This is a genomic window from Vibrio sp. DW001, assembly GCF_029016285.1.
In the GTDB taxonomy this organism is placed as follows: domain Bacteria; phylum Pseudomonadota; class Gammaproteobacteria; order Enterobacterales; family Vibrionaceae; genus Vibrio.
In genome coordinates this window covers 766,226-785,767 of sequence record NZ_CP091975.1, presented here as the reverse complement: position 1 = coordinate 785,767, position 19,542 = coordinate 766,226, and the positions used below count along the sequence as shown (strand labels likewise).

Below are 19,542 nucleotides of genomic sequence, written 5' to 3'. Positions count from 1 at the left end.
ATCACAAACGCATAAAATCATTAAAAACAGCTATCGCCATTAGGGAGAAAATAATTGCTCCACCAATTCGAAAGCCCATTTCCTGTACTTTTTCTGGTACAGGTCTTCGGATGACAGCTTCAATAGCATAAAATAGCAGATGGCCACCATCTAAAATAGGTAATGGCATCAAATTAATTATGCCTAGATTCACACTTATCAGCGCTAAAAACCCTAAAAAATAGACAAGGCCATAACCCGCTGTTGCTCCAGCACCCTTGGCGATGGAAATTGGTCCACTTAAGTTATTTAGACCAACATCACCAACCACAAGCTTCTTAAGCATGCTAAATGTAAGAGCGATAACTTGCTCTGTTTTGTCAAACGCTTTACCAACAGATTCAAACACACCATATTGTAGATCAAATCTGTATTCATCTGGCCAGTCTGCAACTTTAGGTCCGATGCCAGCGTAGCCGATTACCTTACCGCTAGACAACTCTTTACTTGCTGGCGTCAATTGTAATGAAGTAGAAACGCCGTTTCGTTCAACAATTAACTCTAGTATCTGGTTCGGTGAAGAACTAATTTCATCAACCACTTGTTGCCAGTCTTGGATTAGCACTCCACCAATCGACACGATTTTATCGCCAACTTCTATTCCAGCCAGTTCAGCAGCACTAGCATCCGCAACATTAGCAATAGAGGTGAAAATTTCTGGTCGATAAGGTAAGAAACCCAGCGTTTGCATCGCCGATTCTTTTTCGGGATCATACTTCCAGTTTCTTATATCTAATATTTTGGTCTCTTCGACCCCGTATCCTTTGCTTGGAACCAGCGTCATGACCATTTGATCATCCCCGATATGAGAGACCAATCTCATATTGACTGATTCCCAATCTAAGGTTTCGGTACCGGCAATAGAAATAAGTTCCATTCCAGGTTCTATCCCTGCCTGTGCAACAATAGAATTTGGAGTAACCTCACCAATAACGGGTTTAATCGCTGGAACACCAATAAGGAATACTAACCAATAAGCGAAAATCGCGAATAAGAAATTGAATAGTGGTCCCGCGGAGACAACAGCGGTTCTTTGCCAGAGTGGCTTACGGTCAAAGGCCTGCGGCAGCATTGATTCGGGAACATCATCTACTCGACTATCCAACATTTTGACGTACCCACCTAATGGGATCGCTGATATGTTGTATTCTGTACCGTCTGCTCCTGTTTTTTTCCAAAGAGACTTACCAAAACCAATGGAAAATTTCTCGACTTTTACTCCGCACTTACGTGCAACCCAAAAGTGACCAAACTCATGTACAGCAACTAAAATGCCTAAAGCAATTATAAAGCTGCCGAAGTTCCATAAAATATCATTCATAATGAGCGTTCTCTAACCACTTCCTGAGCAAGACGACGAGCCATTCTATCTAGCTCAAGCAAGCTTTCCAAGTTATCCGTAACTAAGTGTTGCGATTCTGAACAAACCTTAGAAAGTACTCGTTCATTGACAACAGCAATATCAGTAAAGTTCAGTTGTTTATTCAAAAATGCGCTGACTGCAATTTCGTTTGCTGCATTTATCGCCGTTGTCGCATGTTGCCCTTCATAACAAGCATCAATAGCAAGTTTAAGACAAGGGTATCGGGCATAATCAGGTTCTAAAAATGTTAACTCACCAACCTTCGTAAAATCGAGTGGCGAAACACCTGAGGATATTCTTTCAGGATAAGACATGGTCAACGCGATAGGAGTGCACATGTCCGGTTCCCCCATCTGCGCCAAAACAGAACCATCTCTGTATTGAACCATTGAGTGGATCACCGATTGAGGATGAATAATCACTTTTAATTGCTCTCGTTGGCAGTTAAATAACCACTTAGCTTCAATGAACTCCAACCCTTTATTCATCATGGTAGCAGAATCGACAGAGATTTTTGGTCCCATAGACCAGTTGGGGTGTGCAACGGCCTGTTGAGGCGTCACCAGTTGAAGTTTATCTACATCGGTATAGCGGAATGGACCACCAGATCCAGTCAGCAAAATCGCATCTATCCCATACTTATCAAGATCACATCGACCAACACTTTTTTGGACTTGCTCTGGTAAGCATTGAAAAATAGCGTTGTGTTCACTATCAACGGGGAGTAATTCTGCACCATATTGCTCAACGGCATCGATGAACAACCTGCCTGACATAACTAATGCTTCTTTGTTCGCCAATAGAATACGTTTGCCCGCTTTGACTGCCGACATTGTAGGAGCTAACCCAGCAGCTCCTACAATAGCTGCCATAACACTATCGACCTCATCTAAAGAAGCAACAAAACTTAAACCCGCTTCACCCGCAACAACAACTGTCGACAAATGAAGAGATTTCAGTTCTTTCTCTAATAAGCTGGCTGCCTTCAGATCAGACATTGCAGCAAATTTAGGTTTCCATTTGATACAGAGCGCCTTCATTGCGCTTACATTTGTACCAGCGGTAAGCGCTATGATAGAGAACTTGTCGGGGTTTTCAGAAATAACCTTAAGCGTACTACTGCCTATTGAACCTGTTGCACCCAAAATCGTTATGTTTTGCATCAAGAAAAAACCGCCGTAAATAGAATAATAAGTAGATTACTCAAGAGGTATTTAGAATACCTCTTGAGGCGGCTAAATTGTGAAATAGAGCAGTGTAAATACTGGAAAAGCAGCCGTTAAACTATCAATTCTATCCAGAACACCACCGTGTCCGGGGATAATATTGCTGCTGTCTTTAATTCCAGACACTCGTTTGAACATACTCTCAACAAGATCGCCGAGAACAGAAATAATGACGGTGACCAAAGTAATTATGATCATACTAGCAACACTTGAAAAATGAATATCAAAAATACTGGCGGTAAACCACCCCACCATGAGTGCAACAACGATACCACCGACAAGTCCTTCAATCGTTTTATTTGGGCTCACGTTCGGTGCCATTTTACGTTTACCAAATGCTTTACCAGCAAAATAGGCTCCACTGTCTGCCGCCCAGACAAGTAGGCAGACAAACAGCACTAATTTAGCGCCATGATAAGGCTCTAATTCAATATTCTGAGCCCTTAATATTAGAAGGCTCCAAAAGAATGGCAAAACAGTTAGGACACCAAATAGCTGTCGTAATACCTTGGAGTGTTGCCAGAAACGGGTTGATTTAGGATAGGTTATGGCTAACGCACTCGCTATCAGCCACCAGGTTGAGGCGGCAATCAATAAGACCATATGAAAAAAAGTTAATTGGTTTAAACTGACAATGTCAGAAGGAATAACCCAATAACTGATTACCAAACACGTCAAGGTAGGAATCATGGCCAAATAGCGCGACTGACTACCTACAAATTGAGCCCACTCCCAAAGTGCTAAAACGGTAATACCGGTTACAACCAGTAGAAAAAGAGGCAAAGGGAGTTCAAAAATAGCCAACACTGCTAGTGGGGCTAGTATTAACGCTGTAATTATTCGTTGTTTCAAATGCGTTACCTTAGATTTAATCCATTAAAGCTTTTATCTGTCCGCTAGTGCAGCCGAATCTTCTTTCTCGACTGACAAACCAAGAGACGGCGTCCACTAACTTATCTTCATCAAAATCAGGCCAAAGTACATCCGTAAAATACATTTCTGCGTAAGCAAGCTGCCATAACATAAAATTGCTTATGCGACATTCGCCACTGGTTCTAATGAGAAGATCAACCTCCGGCAAATCCGACATAGTCAGTTCTTTTGCGAATAGTTCTTCCGTAATGTCGCTCGGTTGCAAAGAACCTTCTTGAACCTTTAAAGCAATGGACTTTGCTGCTTCGGTAATATCCCACTTGCCACCATAATTGGCCGCTATATTCACAACCATACCAGTATTGTTCGTCGTCAATACTTCCGCTTCAGCAATTTTTTTCTGTAACTTCGAGTTAAACTGACTGACGTTACCGACAACCCGCAATTGCAGATTATTTTTATGTAGTTTTTTAACTTCTCGTGTCAAAGCCGAAATAAAGAGTTCCATAAGTAGGTTTACTTCTTCTTCCGGTCTACGCCAATTTTCACTGCTAAAAGCGAAAAGAGTAATGGCTTTAACACCTAACTTTGCGGCACCTGTTATCGTTTTCCTTACCGCTTTAGCACCTGCTCGATGACCAAAAGCGCGAGGTTTACCTCGTGCTTTTGCCCAACGACCATTTCCATCCATAATGACGGCTATATGTTTCGGAAAATGAGACGAGGAGACTTGGATATCAGGCATAATTATAAATTGATAAATTTGATTGGTTCGAAATAATAGCATAAAAAAAACGCTGGGCTGTTAGCACAGCGTTTAATCACATGAGACGTAGTGATTAACTACACTTCCATTAAGTCTTTTTCTTTTGCCGCAAGAACGTCATCAACATTCTTCACAGCAGCATCGGTCAACTTTTGAATATCGTCTTGTGCTCTGCGATCTTCATCTTCTGAGATCTCTTTGTCTTTTAGTAATCCCTTAAGATCACCGTTAGCATCACGACGAATATTGCGAATAGCAACACGACCACCTTCAGCCTCGCCACGAACGATCTTAACTAAATCACGACGGCGCTCTTCCGTTAACGGAGGAAGTGGTACGCGAATAACGGTACCAGCAGACATTGGGTTTAAGCCAAGATCAGACTTCATGATAGCTTTCTCAACTAAAGGAGTAAGCGCTTTGTCAAATACAGTTATCGCCAAGCTACGTGCATCTTCCGCTATCACGTTGGCTACTTGGTTTAATGGTGTTGGTGCACCATAGTACTCGACTGTGATACCAGAAAGTATGCTTGGATGTGCACGGCCAGTACGTACTTTACTAAGCGTACCTTTTAGCGCTTCAACACTTTTTTCCATGCGCTCTTGCGCGTCTTTTTTGATTTCGTTAATCACGTTTTCACCTTAAACTTTTAACTAATTTGAATGAATTAATCAGCGTTACTAATCAGTGTACCTTCTGCTTCACCCATCACCACGCGACGAAGTGCGCCTGGTTTATTCATATTAAATACGCGGATTGGCATATTGTGGTCACGTGCCAATGTAAATGCCGCTAAATCCATTACTTTCAGCTCTTTCTCAAGGACTGCGTTGTAAGATAGCTTATCATACAGTTCTGCTTCCGGGTTTTCTACAGGATCTGCCGTAAATACACCATCCACTTTGGTGGCTTTGAGAACTACATCCGCTTCTATTTCAATTCCGCGCAAACAAGCAGCAGAATCTGTCGTGAAAAATGGGTTGCCTGTACCAGCTGCGAAAATGACAACACGACCTTGACGTAATTGAGCAATAGCATCTGCCCAGTTGTAATCATCACACACCCCTTTAAGTGGGATTGCCGACATAACACGTGCATTGACATAAGCACGATGCAGTGCATCACGCATGGCCAAACCATTCATCACGGTAGCCAACATTCCCATATGGTCACCAACAACACGATTCATTCCCGCCTCAGCAAGTCCAGCGCCACGGAACAGGTTTCCGCCACCGATGACTAAACCAACTTGAACGCCCAACTCGACCAACTCTTTAACCTCTTGGGCCATACGCTCAAGAGTTGCTGGGTCGATACCAAAGCCTTCTTCGCCTTGAAGAGCTTCACCACTAAGTTTTAATAGAATACGTTGATACGCAGGTTTTGGGTTTGTCGTCATGGAGTTTACCTTCCCGTGTAGAGTTATTGATTAGCTGTCATGAATTTACGCTTTAACCAAGCTTCAATTCAAACGTTCATTCATCATAGCTAGATAATCTGATTCAAATTTTACTCTATTGCATTCATAAAAAGACCGTAGCCAAGGCCACGGTCTTTTTCAATACGATGACATCAAGGATTACCCTTTTTGTACCGCAGCAACTTCGTCAGCAAAGCTCATTTCTTGAGCTTTCTCGATGCCTTCACCAACTTCTAAACGTACAAAGTTAGACACTGAAGCACCTTTCTCTTTCAACATGTCACCAACTGTTTTCTTCGGTTCCATGATAAACGCTTGACCAGTTAGAGAGATTTCGCCTGTGAATTTCTTCATGCGGCCGACAACCATTTTTTCTGCGATTTCCGCTGGTTTGCCTTCGTTAATTGCGATTTCAACTTGAACCGCTTTCTCTCTTTCAACTACATCAGCTGGTACATCTTCAGGGTTAACAAATTCTGGCTTAGAAGCAGCTACGTGCATAGCTACGTGCTTAAGAGTCTCTTCTTCTGCAGAACCTGCAACAACAACACCAATACGCTCACCGTGACGGTAAGAGGCAAGGCTAACACCTTCAATATACTCGACACGACGGATACTGATGTTTTCACCGATCTTAGCAACAAGCTCAATACGAGTTTCTTCAAATTTAGCTTGAAGAGCAGCCGCGTCTAGCTTCTCAGCGACAGCAGCGTCAGCGACTTCGTTAGCAAACGCTAGGAAGTTGCCATCTTTTGCTACGAAGTCAGTTTGACAGTTAACTTCTAGAAGCGCAGCAAAACCATCAGCTTGTTTAATGATGATAGTACCTTCAGCAGCAACATTGCCTGCTTTTTTAGCGGCTTTAGCAGCGCCACTTTTACGCATGTTTTCGATCGCTAATTCAACATCAGCATTCGCTTCAACAAGCGCTTTTTTACAATCCATCATGCCAGCGCCAGTACGCTCGCGAAGTTCTTTAACTAGAGCAGCAGTTACAGTTGCCATTCTCTATTCCTCAGTTTATTCAGGATAAGATACAAATAAGGGGCCTAAATGATGGGCCCCTGATTCTAACTATAACTTAGTTAATGTTTAAAGCGCCTTTCAGAAATCATGTTTCTTCAACACACCTATTTTACAAAAACTAAGTTTAACGTCAGAAGTCCGCTATTACTCAGCTTCTTCTACGAAACCGTCTTTTTCGCCAACAGCTACAACAGCGTCTTGGTTACGACCTTCTTTAACAGCGTCAGCAGCAGCGTTTAGATAAAGCTGTACAGCGCGGATTGCGTCGTCGTTACCAGGAATGATGTAATCAATACCGTCTGGGTTAGAGTTAGTATCAACAACAGCGTATACTGGAATACCAAGGTTGTTAGCTTCTTTAACTGCAATGTGTTCGTGATCAGCGTCGATTACGAATAATGCGTCAGGTAGGCCGCCCATGTCTTTGATACCACCAAGAGATTTCTCTAGCTTCTCCATTTCACGAGTACGCATTAGAGCTTCTTTCTTAGTTAGTTTCTCAAAAGTACCGTCTTGAGCTTGAGCTTCAAGTTCTTTAAGGCGTTTGATAGACTGACGAACAGTTTTATAGTTTGTTAACATACCACCTAACCAGCGGGCGTTAACATAGTATTGGTTGCTGTTGATAGCAGCTTCTTTAACAGCTTCAGATGCTGCGCGTTTAGTACCAACGAAAAGAACTTTACCTTTTTTCTCGCCAACTTTGCCTAGCTCAGCTAGTGCTTCGTTGAACATTGGAACCGTTTTTTCTAAGTTGATAATATGTACTTTATTACGAGCGCCAAAAATGAATGGTTTCATTTTTGGGTTCCAGTAACGAGTTTGGTGACCGAAGTGAACACCAGCTTTAAGCATATCGCGCATTGATACAGTTGCCATTTTAAATTCCTCTTACGGGGTTAGGCCTCCACATACCCCATGCATCCGACTTTATTCGTTGGTCTTGCAGACCACAATAAAGCACCCCGGAACATGTGTCGGTACGTGTGTGATTTAAAGATAAAAGTTAATGGAGCAAAAAAGCTTCGCTGACATTCATAATGTCAAAGAGAACAGTTCATAACTCCGGCGCGCTTTATACCACAAATTGACGTTAAAAAGCCAGAAAATTCACCTCACAAAAGTAGATTTCTACTTACCCTTTTGTCTTAAGTAATGCTAAATGATAACGGAATTCAATTGCACTTAGCCTACTCACTGGTAGAATACGTTGCATAAGTACCCTGTACGTACAAAAAGAATTAGAGAAAACAGATGACGATTAAGATAAAAAACACCGCAGAAATTGAAAGAATGAGAATTGCAGGTAAATTGGCTGCTGAAGTTCTAGAGATGATTGAACCCTTTGTAAAACCTGGTGTAACAACAGAAGAGCTTGACCAAATTTGTTATAAGTTCATCATTGATAATGGTGCTTATCCTGCGCCGCTCGATTACCACGGTTTTCCTAAATCTATCTGTACTTCAGTAAACCATATCGTCTGTCACGGTATACCCGCCACAGAAGATGCCATGGGTTCTACTGGTAAACCAAAACCTGGTGTGCTGAAGGATGGCGACATTGTCAATGTCGACATTACCGTCATCATTCCAAATGACAACACGGTCTCTCTAGAAACACGTCCGCAGGGGTATCACGGCGACACATCGAAAATGTTCCTTGTGGGTAATGTCCATCCGGCGGATAAACGTCTATGTATGGTTGCTCAAGAGTCACTATATGCAGCAATGCGTAAAGTAAGACCGGGAAACACTATCGGTGACATCGGTACGACAATACAAAAATACATCAAAGGTGTGACACCTCGTTTCTCAATCGTCAAAGATTTCTGTGGTCACGGCATTGGGGATGAATTTCATGAAGAACCTCAAGTCGTTCACTATAAGAACAACGATCGACGTATCCTTCAACCCGGTATGATCTTTACTATTGAACCCATGATCAATGCTGGAAAATTTGGCTGTAGCGTAGACTCAGAAGATGACTGGACAGTATACACTGGGGATGGGAAAAACTCTGCACAATGGGAGCACACCATACTAGTGACTGAAACGGGTTGTGAAGTACTGACTCTTCGCGCTGAAGAGACCATTTCTAGAGTATTAATTAACAAGTAATCATCATCTTTAAAAAATCCTCGCCTATAGTGAGGATTTTTTATGGCCAAAATTTGTCCTTTTATACTATTGAAGCGATGACTTTTCTCCTATTTGATCCTCGCCTATTCTTTAGCTGTCGCTACATTTCAGATTTATTATCGCTTAGAGTTCGTAGATAAGTGACCTCGACAGACCTTTCCAATGCCTTTATCTACTGTTACATTGGTCTCAATATTGGTTTCAAGCACGGACGGCAAGGAATGCCCAATTTATCTCCACTAAAATTCGACGATTCTCAACTCAACCCTACGGACATTAAGAATCAGCTCGACAAATTATCACATTATCAAAATGACCAATTTCTTAAGCATCGACCTGTCACTGATTTGGTCTTCGCCCGTTCAGAATATATGGACCAGTTATTACAAAGGTTATGGCATTATTACCAGTTTTCAGATGTTGAAAACCTCTGTTTAATTGCGGTTGGTGGTTATGGAAGAAGTGAATTACATCCTTTATCAGATATCGACATTCTCATACTTTCTGACAAACCATTAACCACAGAATTGGGCGCAAAGGTCAGTGAATTCATTACCTTGTTATGGGATTTAAAGTTAGAGGTTGGTCACGCAGTACGAACCATAAAGGAATGTTCAGAGGTAGGCAGTGGCGACCTTACTGTCGCGACTAACTTGCAGGAAGCTCGCCTTCTTTGCGGTAGTGAAGAGGCCTTCATAAAACTTAAATTGCTTGTCTTATCAGAAAGTTTTTGGCCCAGCGTGGATTTCTGCCAACAAAAGATAACCGAGCAAAAAGAGAGACATGCCCGCTACCACGATACGACCTATAACCTTGAACCTGATATAAAATCGAGCCCAGGTGGCCTGCGAGATATCCATACCTTAAGTTGGATAGCAAGACGGCATTTTGGTGCAACGTCTTTGCTAGAGATGAGCAAATACGGCTTTCTTACCGACGCAGAATATCGAGAATTAGTCGAGTGCCAAGATTATCTTTGGCGAGTTCGGTTTGCCCTTCATATGGAATTAAAACGCTACGACAACCGACTTACATTTGCGCATCAGGCACAGGTCGCCCTACATCTAGGTTTTACTGGGGAATACAACATCCCTGTTGAAATGATGATGAAAGAGTTCTATCGAACACTAAGACGTGTTGCCGAATTAAACAAGATGCTTATTAAGCTTTTTGAGCAAGCGATTATCAATGACGGTGAAGAGTTACCGGCAGAAGATCTTGACGATGATTTTCAGCGTAGAGGCGCGCTTATTGAGGCAAAAAAACCTGCACTTTTCCAGGCAAGACCCGAAACCATATTAGATATGTTCATTCATATCGCTAACGACTCAAGCATAGACAGCGTCGCACCTGCAACACTTCGTCAACTTAGGACTGCTAGGCGTCGTCTCAATAAATTTCTTCATACCATACCGGAAGCGAGGGAAAAATTTCTCGCTTTATGTCGCCACCCAAATTCACTGTCCCGCGCCTTTCCATTGATGCATAAACTCGGCGTTATCGCAGCCTATATCCCTCAGTGGAGTCAAATAGTTGGTCAAATGCAGTTTGATCTCTTCCACGTTTACACCGTGGATGAACACAGCATGCGATTGCTCAAAAACATCCATGCCTTTAGCCATATAGAAAACCACAATAAACACCCCATTTGTTGCGAAGTGTACCCGAGGATGCAGAAAAAAGAATTGCTTATCCTTGCCGCCATTTTCCACGACATAGGTAAAGGCCGCGGAGGGAATCATTCTGAAATTGGTGCTGTTGAAGCTTACGCATTTTGTATAGAACATGGGTTATCGAAACCAGAAGCCAAGCTCGTCTCGTGGTTAGTGAAAAACCATTTGCTGATGTCTGTAACCGCTCAACGACGTGATATCTATGATCCCGATGTTATCGCTGAATTTGCTAAAACAGTACGTGATGAAGAGTACCTTGATTATTTAGTTTGCCTGACCGTTTCTGATATATGTGCCACCAACCCTGAGCTGTGGAACAGTTGGAAACGAACGCTATTAGCAGAGCTGTATCATTCTACACAACGAGCGCTTCGTAGAGGGCTTGAAAATCCAGTCGATGTTCGCGATAGAATTCGTCACAACCAACAATTATCATCAGCCCTATTAAGAAAGGAAGGTTTTTCTGCTAGAGAGATCGAACTGCTATGGCAACGATTTAAAGCAGATTATTTCTTAAGGCATACTCATAAACAAATCGCTTGGCATTGCATCCATTTATTACGACATAGTGATGTGGAACAACCTCTTATACTGGTTAGCAAAAAAGCAACACGTGGAGGTACAGAGATCTTTGTTTACTCTAAAGATCAGCCCGCACTGTTCGCTAGCGTTGTGGCTGAAATAGATCGCTGTAACCTCAATGTCCATGATGCTCAGGTTATGAGTAGCAAAGATGGGTATATACTCGATACGTTTATGGTCCTCGACCAAAATGGCGATCCTATAAAAGAAGAGTTCCAAGATACCTTGATTACTCGTTTAACTGAGACTCTAAAACATACCGGTCCAAAGAAAGTTCGAGTGAGGCGTGCGCCGAGGCAACTCCAACACTTCAATGTAAAAACTCAGGTTGATTTTATCCCTACTAAAACGGGAAAAAGGACACTGATGGAGTTTGTAGCCTTAGATTTTCCAGGTCTTCTAGCAACAGTGGGTGAATCCTTTTCTCAACTGGACATACATCTCCACGGTGCAAAAATAACCACCTTTGGTGAACGAGCACAAGACTTGTTTATTATCACCTCTTCTACTGGTAAATCACTGTTAGATCACGAACAGGCAGAACTAAGAAGTATGTTAGTGAAAAATGTTTCAGAACTAGCAGATAGGTAGCATAAAAAACCATGACGAGAGAGCAGAACGCGATCTCGTCCACAACTCTTTTCTACTCGACAAAAATCATCTATCTACTAAGCTTTTACACTGCTAAAGTTATATTAATTAATTCAGTTAATTAATAATCACACACTATATTTGACACAATAATTCAAGAGGTAAGCTATGTATCCAAACCTTACTGGTTTAGGGATTCATGATCCTAAGCAAATAGAGCGCTATTCACTACGCCAAGAAGCTCACAAGGATGTGTTAAAAATTTATTTTCACAAACAAAAAGGAGAACTGTTTGCGAAGAGTGTGAAATTTAAATACCCAAGACAGATAAAAAATGTTTTGGTTGATGGTGGAACCCATCAATATAAAGAAGTCACAGAGATCAACCGCAACCTGACACTTGTCATTGATGAGCTCAATCAATTAACAAGACCTGCGAAACTCAATGGAAAAGATCTTAAAGAAAAAATTCTATCCGATCTCCGTCATTTAGAAAAAGTGGTATCTAGCAAGATTCACGAAATTGAATCTGACTTAGAAAAACTCAAGTAGCAAAGAAACCTTATAGAAAATGGCCCAGACAATCAGTCTGGGCCATTTTTTTATACATCAAATCATTGAACCTATGTAGACGTAAAAATAACTAATTTAGTATGCTGCGCTTGGCATATAGAAATCATCTACATTGCTCTTATCGACAAGTTCAGCCGCAAGTATCACTCGAGAAGGAACGGTGTGATACATCTTACCTAATTTTTCACCTTTTAAGCCCGTAACCGCTAATGCGACACCAGAAGCAACCATGCTCGGTGGATAGGTAACCGTAGCCCTTACCACTTTGTCTCCATCCATAACCATTTTCATGATGTCTTTAGACCCTGCGCCACCCAGTACTGTTTTAATTTCAGTACGACCAGACTCTTTAATTGCTTGCATAATGCCTTTAAGCATATCGTCATCTTGGCACCAAACTGCATCAATACGAGAGTGACGTTGTAGCATATTTTCCATCACGGCTAAGGCTTTTTGCGTTGACCAATCGGCTGGCTGGCTGTCTAAAATCTCCATACCTTTATGTTTGGCGATTTCAGCATTGAACGCATCGACACGTTGCTTGTTAATTGGAATCGACATACCTTCGATGACAACAACCTTACCTTTGCCATCCATCTCTTCCGCTAACCATTTTCCACTCACACTACCGAGACCGGCATTATCCCCTGCAATGAACACGTTTTGAGCTGGATGAGCGAGTTCTCTGTCTACAACAACCGTATAAATGCCGCTGTCATAAGCCTCTTCTATAACCTTCTGTAAGGTCGCTGGGTTATGAGGTAAAATAACCAGTGCATCAATACCACGTATCATTAGATCTTCAACATCACCTACCTGTTTGGATCCAGAACTCGCCGCAACGACATAGAATTCAAAATCTTTTTCTGTTTCCTTAAGATCCGCGACTGCTTTTTCTGCCCACCACAACAATCCAGCTGTCCAACCATGGTCTGCTGAAGGTACTGAAACACCAACTTTGTAGGTTTTTGCAAAGGCTTGTGACGTACCTAAAATAGCAACAAGTGCTATACCAAGACTCAACTGAGCAATTTTTCTTATGAGTTGCATTAGTAGTTCTCCTTTGTTCTTAATAATAGTGTCTGGCTCAACTTGTCCGCTTAAATTGCATCAACACTGCAATCAGTATTACTAAGCCTTTCACTGTTCCTTGTAGGTAGGGGCTAACCCCTAGTAAATTAAGCATGTTATTAATGATGCCCAAAATAATGGCACCAACAACGGTTCCCCAAAGGGACCCTTTTCCTCCTGATAAGGATGTACCACCGATAACCACAGCAGCAATCGCATCCAGTTCATAAAATAGACCCGCGTCTCCAGGACTGACCGAGTTAAGCCGAGATGACAGCATTACCGCTGAGATACCGACGGCAAACCCTAGGATGACAAAGGTGAGAAAATAGATTCGTTCAACATTGATAGCTGAATATGCAGCCACTTTCGGGTTAGAACCCACGGCGCAAACATGACGACCGAATGCCGTATGCTTTAACAAAATATGACCTAATATTGCGAGGATAAAAAACACCCATACCGGAACAGGAAGACCCAAAAAGTATCCTGTTCCAACGTCTGGGTAGTGTTGATTATTGGAGACCGCTTCACCTGCGTCACTTACATACAATGTGAGAGAACGATATACCGACATGGTTGCCAATGTGGCAACAAAGGAGGCTATTTTCCCCTTGGTTGTCAAAAAACCATTAATTGCACCAAAGAATGCACCTAAAACCATCGCCCCTATGATGGCAATGCCAACAGCGCTCCAGCCATCGCCTAGATAATTGAGCAGCATAATAACTAACACGCCAACAAGGGCGAGCATTGACCCGACAGACAAGTCAATGCCACCAGCAATAATCACGAAGGTCATTCCTAACGCGATAATTCCAGTATAAGAAACCTGCCTCAAGACATTCGTTATATTTCTTGGAATAAGAAAGTGTTCACTCGCAATAGCCGATAATATGACCAATACAAATAAAGCAATCAATGGAGCAAGGCTGCCAAAATTGAGTTTACTTAGCCACGATGCCTCTGCGGTCGGAACTCTGTCTTCTGTTTGATTACTCGCTAGGGTTTTATTATTCATATCTGCGGCCTCACTCATGCGCTCACTTTCTCAGAAGGTGTGTGTTGGGTCTCGGTCTTTTCGGCTTGCAATCCTGCCGCCAATAACATTATTTGTTGTTCTGTAATCGCTTCTTTTTCTAACTCTCCTTGCAATTTACCCTCTCGCATAACCATGACTCTATGCGCCAGCCCTATCAGTTCTTCCATTTCAGACGAGATAACAATCACGGCAAGTCCTTGCTCCGTTAAGTTTTGAATAAAGTGGTAGATATCTTTCTTAGTATTTACATCTACCCCCCTTGTCGGTTCATCCAAAATAAGGATTTTCGGTTCGGTATCCATCCATTTCGACAGATAAACTTTCTGTTGATTTCCACCGCTTAGGTATTGCAATTCGGTATCCAATGACGCGGCTTTAATATCAAACTGAGAAACATATTGCTCAGTTTTAGTTCGGGCTAATTTGTGTCTAATTAACCCTTTGGTATAGCGCGAAAGAGAAACTAAACTGATGTTCTCTGTAAGATCAAAACCCATGACTAAACCCCGTCCTTGACGATCTTCACTTAGATAGGCAAGCCCTTTTTGAACCGCCTGCTTAATATCATGAATATCGACTAACTCTCCAAATACCTCTATCTGTCCAGATTGTTTTTTTCTTATTCCCATTACCGCTTCGGCAACTTCTGTTCGACCACTACCAACCAGTCCAGCAAAGCCAAGAACTTCACCTTTATGAACATGAAAATCGATGCTTTCAACCATCCCTTTAAGCGATAAATTCGACACCTTCAACGCGACTTCTTTCGTTGATATCGATTTTTTAGGAAAAATTTGGTTCAGTTCCCGCCCAACCATTTTGGTCGCCATATCTTGCTCATTTATCTCAGACACATTATCAAGAGACACTAAATTTCCATCTCTAAGAATCATTAATCGATCACATAATCTTTTCACTTCTTTTAGTTTGTGAGAAATAAATAGAACGGTGACACCTTGGGCTTTCAACTTATCAATTAAAGTAAACAAAACATCCACTTCTAAGCTGGTTAGCACGGTCGTCGGTTCATCCATAATGAGTATTCGAGCGTCATAAACCAACGCCTTCGCAATTTCAACCATCTGCTTTTCAGCGACGCTAAGATCTTCTATGAGCGCGTCTGGATTAAGCTCTGTATCGAGCATTGATAGGAGTTCGACCGTTCGTTGACGCATAGAATATTTATCTAATAACGTGCCTTTTTTTATTTCTTGTCCCAAAAAAATATTTTCAAACACATTCAAGCTAGCGACTAAATTAAACTCCTGAGGGATCATCGCGATTCCGTGTTTCTTAGCATCAGATGGAGAACGAATCTCCACTTGTGAACCATCAATCGAAATCGTTCCACTGCTCGCGTGGTAGATCCCATTAATGATTTTGAGCAATGTAGACTTACCCGCTCCGTTCTCACCCAGTATTCCAAGAACCTCTCCAGCCACAATATCAATGCTGATACCATGAAGCACTTGTACTCCAGAGAAATCCTTCTTGATTGAATCTAAGCGTAAAAGTGGTTCGTCTACATGTCTGTCCATTTAGAAGTCCTCGATCGAAATCCAATTACTGTTCTGCTCAGATGACGCAATAACAGCACTGATAAAACGCATCCCATCAACACCATCTTTCAATTGAGGCAGGAGGCTTTTACTCAACACTTGCTCTGCTGATTCACCTGCTTTCACTTTTACAATGCAATCCGCCGCTTCATAATAGAGATTGGCAAAGCCCTCTAAGTAACCTTCTGGATGTCCGCCTGGCGTTCTTGTTAAATACGGTGCCGTCTCCAAATAACCGTTACCCGCTCGTGTCAAAATTTGAACCGCTTGGCCTAACAAGTTAAACACCAATTGATTTGGGTTTTCTTGTGACCATTCCAGCCCCCCTTTCTCTCCGTAAACACGAATTCTCAGACCATTTTCATTACCCGGAGCAACCTGACTACTCCATAACATTCCTTTCACGTTCTGTTCAAACCTCAGCATTGCACTGACGTTATCATCCAACTGACGACCATCAACAAACGTGGTTAACTCTGCACTCACCTGCTCCAATTTTAGACCACTGACAAACCGCACTAAGTTGTAAGCATGTGTTCCAATATCACCAAGGCAACCAGCCGGACCAGATCGTTGGGGATCCGTTCGCCACTCTGCTTGTTTATTGCCTGAATGTTCGGTATCTGTGCTCATCCAATCTTGTGGATACTCCACTTGAATAACCCGAAGTTTGCCTAATTGGCCATCGGCTATCATCTGTTTCGCCTGACGAACTAAAGGATAGCCAGTATAGTTATGTGTAAGTACAAACAACTGCCCGTTCTTTCTGGCTATCTCTTGTAGCTTGTATGCATCGGCGAGATCTGAGGTTAAGGGTTTATCGCAAATAACATGAATGCCTGCATCAAGAAATGCCTTCGCGACCGGAAAGTGCATATGATTAGGCGTTACAATAGACACAACATCTATTCCATCATCTCGAGCCGCCTCTCTTTTTGCCATTTCATGAAAATCACTGTAAATGCGTTCAGGCGAAAGCCCGAGTTCTATTCCAGACTCTGTTGCCCTTGCAGGATCGGCACTTAATGCACCAGCCACCAACTCATAACGACCATCAATTCGAGAGGCAATTCTATGTACAGCACCTATAAATGCCCCAATACCGCCGCCTACCATACCGAGTCTAATCTTCTCCATTACCTCGTCTCCTTTAGCTCAATCCAAGTATGCGTAAATTTGCCGAATCATCGGTCGCCGCGTCTGCAAAATCATCGAAGGCCTTGTCTGTTACTTTAATGATATTTTCTGAAACAAACCTTGCTCCTTCCGCTGCACCTGATTCTGGATGCTTCAAACAACATTCCCACTCAACGACGGCCCATCCATCGAAGTTATACTGAGACAGTTTGGAAAAAATACCTTTAAAGTTAACCTGACCGTCACCGAGAGAGCGGAATCGAGCCGCTCTTTCCACCCACCCTTGATAGCCTCCGTAAACGCCCTGCTGCCCAGTAGGATTAAATTCCGCATCCTTGACATGGAACATACGAATACGATCGTGGTATCTGTCAATGAAATCGAGATAATCAAGCTGTTGAAGAACAAAGTGGCTCGGGTCATACAGAATATTGGCTCTTGGGTGGTTACCCACTTCGGCTAAAAACATTTCGAATGTAATACCGTCATGTAAATCTTCACCTGGGTGGATTTCGTAACATACATCGACACCAGCTTCATCGAACGCATCCAAGATAGGTCTCCAGCGCTTACCCAATTCGGCGAATCCTGCCTCGACCAACCCTGCTGGTCGCTGTGGCCATGGATACATAAATGGCCATAAAAGTGCACCCGAAAAAGTAGCATGTGCGGTCAACCCTAAATTTTTAGACGCTTTAGCAGAAAGCATTAATTGATTTACTGCCCACTCTTGTCTTGCGCTTGGATTTTTATGAACTTCAGGAGGAGCAAAACCGTCAAACATCTCATCATAGGCAGGATGAACTGCAACCAGTTGCCCTTGTAGGTGAGTACTTAGTTCGGTAATTTCAACACCATATGAGGCAACCATGGTTTTAAGTTGACGACAATATTCGACATCTACTGCCGCTTTTTCCAGATCAAATAATCGTCCGTCCCATGTAGGGATTTGGACCCCCTTATAGCCTATACTTGCCGCCCATCTCACCATGTTTTCTAACGAATTAAATGGTGCTTCATCCCCTACAAACTGCGCAAGAAACAGTGCTGGACCTTTAATAGCTTTCATAATATTCCCTTACCTAACAATGCGAGTTAAAACGCATTTTTTGTAATCGATTACAAAAAAAACTTAATAAAAATGCGTTGAATATCTTAATAATCCAGTGTCAAAACCAATTATATCCAACGCATCATTTTTGTGCATGAATTCAAATATAGTCTAATAACTAGACAATTATTAGTCTAAGTAGGATGATAATGTGATGAATATTGAAAAAACGAACACTTTTACAACAAGATATTTGACCTGATATACAATTAATCTTTTTCATAAATAGAAAACTAATTTTCATAAAATTGTAATCCGTTACAATTGCAATCGTCCAGTATCCTGTCACGTAAAATAGGTAGTCATTCAGGTGAAAATATGCCCACAATAAAAGATGTAGCGAAGCTGGCTGGCGTCTCCACCGCGACCGTTTCTAGAGCGATGGCAGCACCAGAAAAAGTGTCGGCGAAAAATCGTAAAAAAGTGGAATTAGCGATAGCTGAATGCGGTTTTACACCGAATGCCATTGCCAGAAATTTGCGTAAAAGCGAATCGAAAACTGTGGTTGTCATTTTACCTGATATCGCCAATATGTTTTTTGCTGATATCGTCAAAGGGATACAATTGGTTGCCCAACAAGAAGGCTATAAAGTTCTTCTCGGTGACTCTGTTCATACTGTGCAACAGGCAAAAGAATACATTGATTTGGTTCGAACAAAACAAGCCGATGGTATCATCAGTTTAACATCGGAGCTTCCAAGTGACATTCAGAAAGGGGCCAACATTCCGATTGTCATGGCCTGCGAATATTTTAGTGGTTTCCTTATCCCAACCGTCCGCGTAGACAATTTTGACTCTGCCAAAAGAGCAACGGAATACCTAATTGAACTCGGTCATACAAGAATTGGTTGCATCACTGGTCCAATGGGAAACCCGATCTGTAGTGACCGAAAGCAAGGCTATATAAAAGCAGAGAGCAACGCCAATATTGACATCAACGACAACGCGTTTGAATCTGGAGATTTTAGTTTTCATTCTGGTTACGCCGCCTTTCAAAGGCTCGCTGTCCAATACGAAATGACGGCACTTTTTTGTTTTAACGATATGATGGCACTAGGTGCTATGCGTGCAGCGATAGAGATGGGTATCGACGTTCCAAAACAACTTTCAATTGTCGGCTTTGATGACTTATTGTTTGCGCAGTACACGACCCCTCAATTAACCACGATTCGCCAACCTCAAAAACAATTAGGCGAAACCGCCATGCAAGTTCTTACAAAGATTCTTAAGGGCGAAAAAGTCCCGCAAGACAGCGTCATACCAACACAACTTATCGTAAGAAGCAGCTCAACTATCGCGGCTAAATAAATGACTATAACGACAAAATCAACTAGGTAACGTACCCTGA

17 protein-coding genes are annotated in these 19,542 nt (G+C 42.2%); 4 read left to right on the top strand and 13 right to left on the bottom strand.

From position 1 onward, the window contains the following. Position 1: 1 nt before the first annotated feature. The 8 genes from rseP to rpsB all read right to left on the bottom strand — a co-directional run bounded on the left by rseP (position 2) and on the right by rpsB (position 7,595). Positions 2 to 1,360: a sigma E protease regulator RseP gene (gene rseP, locus L3V77_RS03815; protein ID WP_275135801.1), complete on the bottom strand. Its 1,359-nt coding sequence runs from the start codon at positions 1,358 to 1,360 to the stop codon at positions 2 to 4. After that, entirely contained in the window at positions 1,357 to 2,565 is a 1,209-nt protein-coding gene (ispC, locus tag L3V77_RS03810) for a 1-deoxy-D-xylulose-5-phosphate reductoisomerase (RefSeq protein WP_275135800.1), read from the bottom strand. The genes rseP and ispC overlap by 4 nt, the downstream gene beginning before the upstream one ends. Before the next feature lie 72 nt (positions 2,566 to 2,637). Further along, positions 2,638 to 3,480: a phosphatidate cytidylyltransferase gene (locus L3V77_RS03805; protein WP_275135799.1), complete on the bottom strand. Its 843-nt coding sequence runs from the start codon at positions 3,478 to 3,480 to the stop codon at positions 2,638 to 2,640. Positions 3,481 to 3,496: 16 nt separating this feature from the next. Next, positions 3,497 to 4,246 (bottom strand): isoprenyl transferase, encoded by a 750-nt coding sequence (locus L3V77_RS03800; protein WP_275136685.1) that lies wholly within the window; start codon positions 4,244 to 4,246, stop codon positions 3,497 to 3,499. 98 nt (positions 4,247 to 4,344) lie between these two features. Next, positions 4,345 to 4,902, bottom strand: coding sequence for a ribosome recycling factor (gene frr / locus L3V77_RS03795; RefSeq protein ID WP_275135798.1), 558 nt, complete (start codon positions 4,900 to 4,902; stop codon positions 4,345 to 4,347). A gap of 35 nt (positions 4,903 to 4,937) precedes the next feature. Next, positions 4,938 to 5,669 (bottom strand): UMP kinase, encoded by a 732-nt coding sequence (gene pyrH, locus L3V77_RS03790; protein WP_195702476.1) that lies wholly within the window; start codon positions 5,667 to 5,669, stop codon positions 4,938 to 4,940. Positions 5,670 to 5,849: 180 nt separating this feature from the next. Continuing rightward, the gene (gene tsf / locus L3V77_RS03785; protein WP_275135797.1) at positions 5,850 to 6,695 is read right to left on the bottom strand and encodes a translation elongation factor Ts; all 846 of its coding nucleotides are present in this window, start codon (positions 6,693 to 6,695) and stop codon (positions 5,850 to 5,852) included. Positions 6,696 to 6,860: 165 nt separating this feature from the next. Next, positions 6,861 to 7,595, bottom strand: coding sequence for a 30S ribosomal protein S2 (gene rpsB, locus L3V77_RS03780; protein WP_195702474.1), 735 nt, complete (start codon positions 7,593 to 7,595; stop codon positions 6,861 to 6,863). Between the two features lie 375 nt (positions 7,596 to 7,970). Between rpsB and map the strand changes: the two genes are divergently transcribed. From map to L3V77_RS03765, 3 genes are all read left to right on the top strand, one after another. After that, on the top strand, positions 7,971 to 8,834 hold the full coding sequence (map, locus tag L3V77_RS03775; protein ID WP_275135796.1) for a type I methionyl aminopeptidase: 864 nt from the start codon (positions 7,971 to 7,973) through the stop codon (positions 8,832 to 8,834). A 242-nt stretch (positions 8,835 to 9,076) separates the two neighbouring features. Further along, complete coding sequence (gene glnD, locus L3V77_RS03770; protein ID WP_275135795.1) at positions 9,077 to 11,701, top strand: bifunctional uridylyltransferase/uridylyl-removing protein GlnD; 2,625 nt, start codon at positions 9,077 to 9,079, stop codon at positions 11,699 to 11,701. A 168-nt stretch (positions 11,702 to 11,869) separates the two neighbouring features. Further along, entirely contained in the window at positions 11,870 to 12,253 is a 384-nt protein-coding gene (locus tag L3V77_RS03765) for a DUF3461 family protein (RefSeq protein WP_195702471.1), read from the top strand. 96 nt (positions 12,254 to 12,349) lie between these two features. Here L3V77_RS03765 and L3V77_RS03760 read toward each other — a convergent pair whose 3' ends face one another. Genes L3V77_RS03760 through L3V77_RS03740 form a run of 5 tightly spaced genes read right to left on the bottom strand, consistent with a single transcriptional unit; the run spans position 12,350 to position 18,152 of the window. Continuing rightward, the gene (locus L3V77_RS03760) at positions 12,350 to 13,324 is read right to left on the bottom strand and encodes a substrate-binding domain-containing protein (protein ID WP_275135794.1); all 975 of its coding nucleotides are present in this window, start codon (positions 13,322 to 13,324) and stop codon (positions 12,350 to 12,352) included. Between the two features lie 37 nt (positions 13,325 to 13,361). Further along, complete coding sequence (locus L3V77_RS03755; protein ID WP_275135793.1) at positions 13,362 to 14,366, bottom strand: ABC transporter permease; 1,005 nt, start codon at positions 14,364 to 14,366, stop codon at positions 13,362 to 13,364. Positions 14,367 to 14,380: 14 nt separating this feature from the next. Further along, positions 14,381 to 15,925 (bottom strand): sugar ABC transporter ATP-binding protein, encoded by a 1,545-nt coding sequence (locus L3V77_RS03750; protein ID WP_275135792.1) that lies wholly within the window; start codon positions 15,923 to 15,925, stop codon positions 14,381 to 14,383. Then, the gene (locus tag L3V77_RS03745; protein ID WP_275135791.1) at positions 15,926 to 17,083 is read right to left on the bottom strand and encodes a Gfo/Idh/MocA family oxidoreductase; all 1,158 of its coding nucleotides are present in this window, start codon (positions 17,081 to 17,083) and stop codon (positions 15,926 to 15,928) included. Positions 17,084 to 17,096: 13 nt separating this feature from the next. Continuing rightward, complete coding sequence (locus L3V77_RS03740; protein WP_275135790.1) at positions 17,097 to 18,152, bottom strand: sugar phosphate isomerase/epimerase; 1,056 nt, start codon at positions 18,150 to 18,152, stop codon at positions 17,097 to 17,099. A 360-nt stretch (positions 18,153 to 18,512) separates the two neighbouring features. Between L3V77_RS03740 and L3V77_RS03735 the strand changes: the two genes are divergently transcribed. After that, positions 18,513 to 19,502: a LacI family DNA-binding transcriptional regulator gene (locus L3V77_RS03735; protein WP_275135789.1), complete on the top strand. Its 990-nt coding sequence runs from the start codon at positions 18,513 to 18,515 to the stop codon at positions 19,500 to 19,502. Positions 19,503 to 19,542: the final 40 nt, after the last annotated feature.

Excerpts from the sequence above, each read along its gene's own strand:
- rpsB (WP_195702474.1), bottom strand. The coding sequence starts at position 7,595 with ATGGCAACTGTATCAATGCGCGATATGCTTAAAGCTGGTGTTCACTTC.
- L3V77_RS03750 (WP_275135792.1), bottom strand. The coding sequence starts at position 15,925 with ATGGACAGACATGTAGACGAACCACTTTTACGCTTAGATTCAATCAAG.
- rseP (WP_275135801.1), bottom strand. The coding sequence starts at position 1,360 with ATGAATGATATTTTATGGAACTTCGGCAGCTTTATAATTGCTTTAGGC.
- map (WP_275135796.1), top strand. The coding sequence starts at position 7,971 with ATGACGATTAAGATAAAAAACACCGCAGAAATTGAAAGAATGAGAATT.
- L3V77_RS03755 (WP_275135793.1), bottom strand. The coding sequence starts at position 14,366 with ATGAATAATAAAACCCTAGCGAGTAATCAAACAGAAGACAGAGTTCCG.
- tsf (WP_275135797.1), bottom strand. The coding sequence starts at position 6,695 with ATGGCAACTGTAACTGCTGCTCTAGTTAAAGAACTTCGCGAGCGTACT.
- ispC (WP_275135800.1), bottom strand. The coding sequence starts at position 2,565 with ATGCAAAACATAACGATTTTGGGTGCAACAGGTTCAATAGGCAGTAGT.
- L3V77_RS03735 (WP_275135789.1), top strand. The coding sequence starts at position 18,513 with ATGCCCACAATAAAAGATGTAGCGAAGCTGGCTGGCGTCTCCACCGCG.
- glnD (WP_275135795.1), top strand. The coding sequence starts at position 9,077 with ATGCCCAATTTATCTCCACTAAAATTCGACGATTCTCAACTCAACCCT.
- L3V77_RS03800 (WP_275136685.1), bottom strand. The coding sequence starts at position 4,246 with ATGCCTGATATCCAAGTCTCCTCGTCTCATTTTCCGAAACATATAGCC.
- L3V77_RS03740 (WP_275135790.1), bottom strand. The coding sequence starts at position 18,152 with ATGAAAGCTATTAAAGGTCCAGCACTGTTTCTTGCGCAGTTTGTAGGG.
- L3V77_RS03745 (WP_275135791.1), bottom strand. The coding sequence starts at position 17,083 with ATGGAGAAGATTAGACTCGGTATGGTAGGCGGCGGTATTGGGGCATTT.
- pyrH (WP_195702476.1), bottom strand. The coding sequence starts at position 5,669 with ATGACGACAAACCCAAAACCTGCGTATCAACGTATTCTATTAAAACTT.
- L3V77_RS03765 (WP_195702471.1), top strand. The coding sequence starts at position 11,870 with ATGTATCCAAACCTTACTGGTTTAGGGATTCATGATCCTAAGCAAATA.
- L3V77_RS03760 (WP_275135794.1), bottom strand. The coding sequence starts at position 13,324 with ATGCAACTCATAAGAAAAATTGCTCAGTTGAGTCTTGGTATAGCACTT.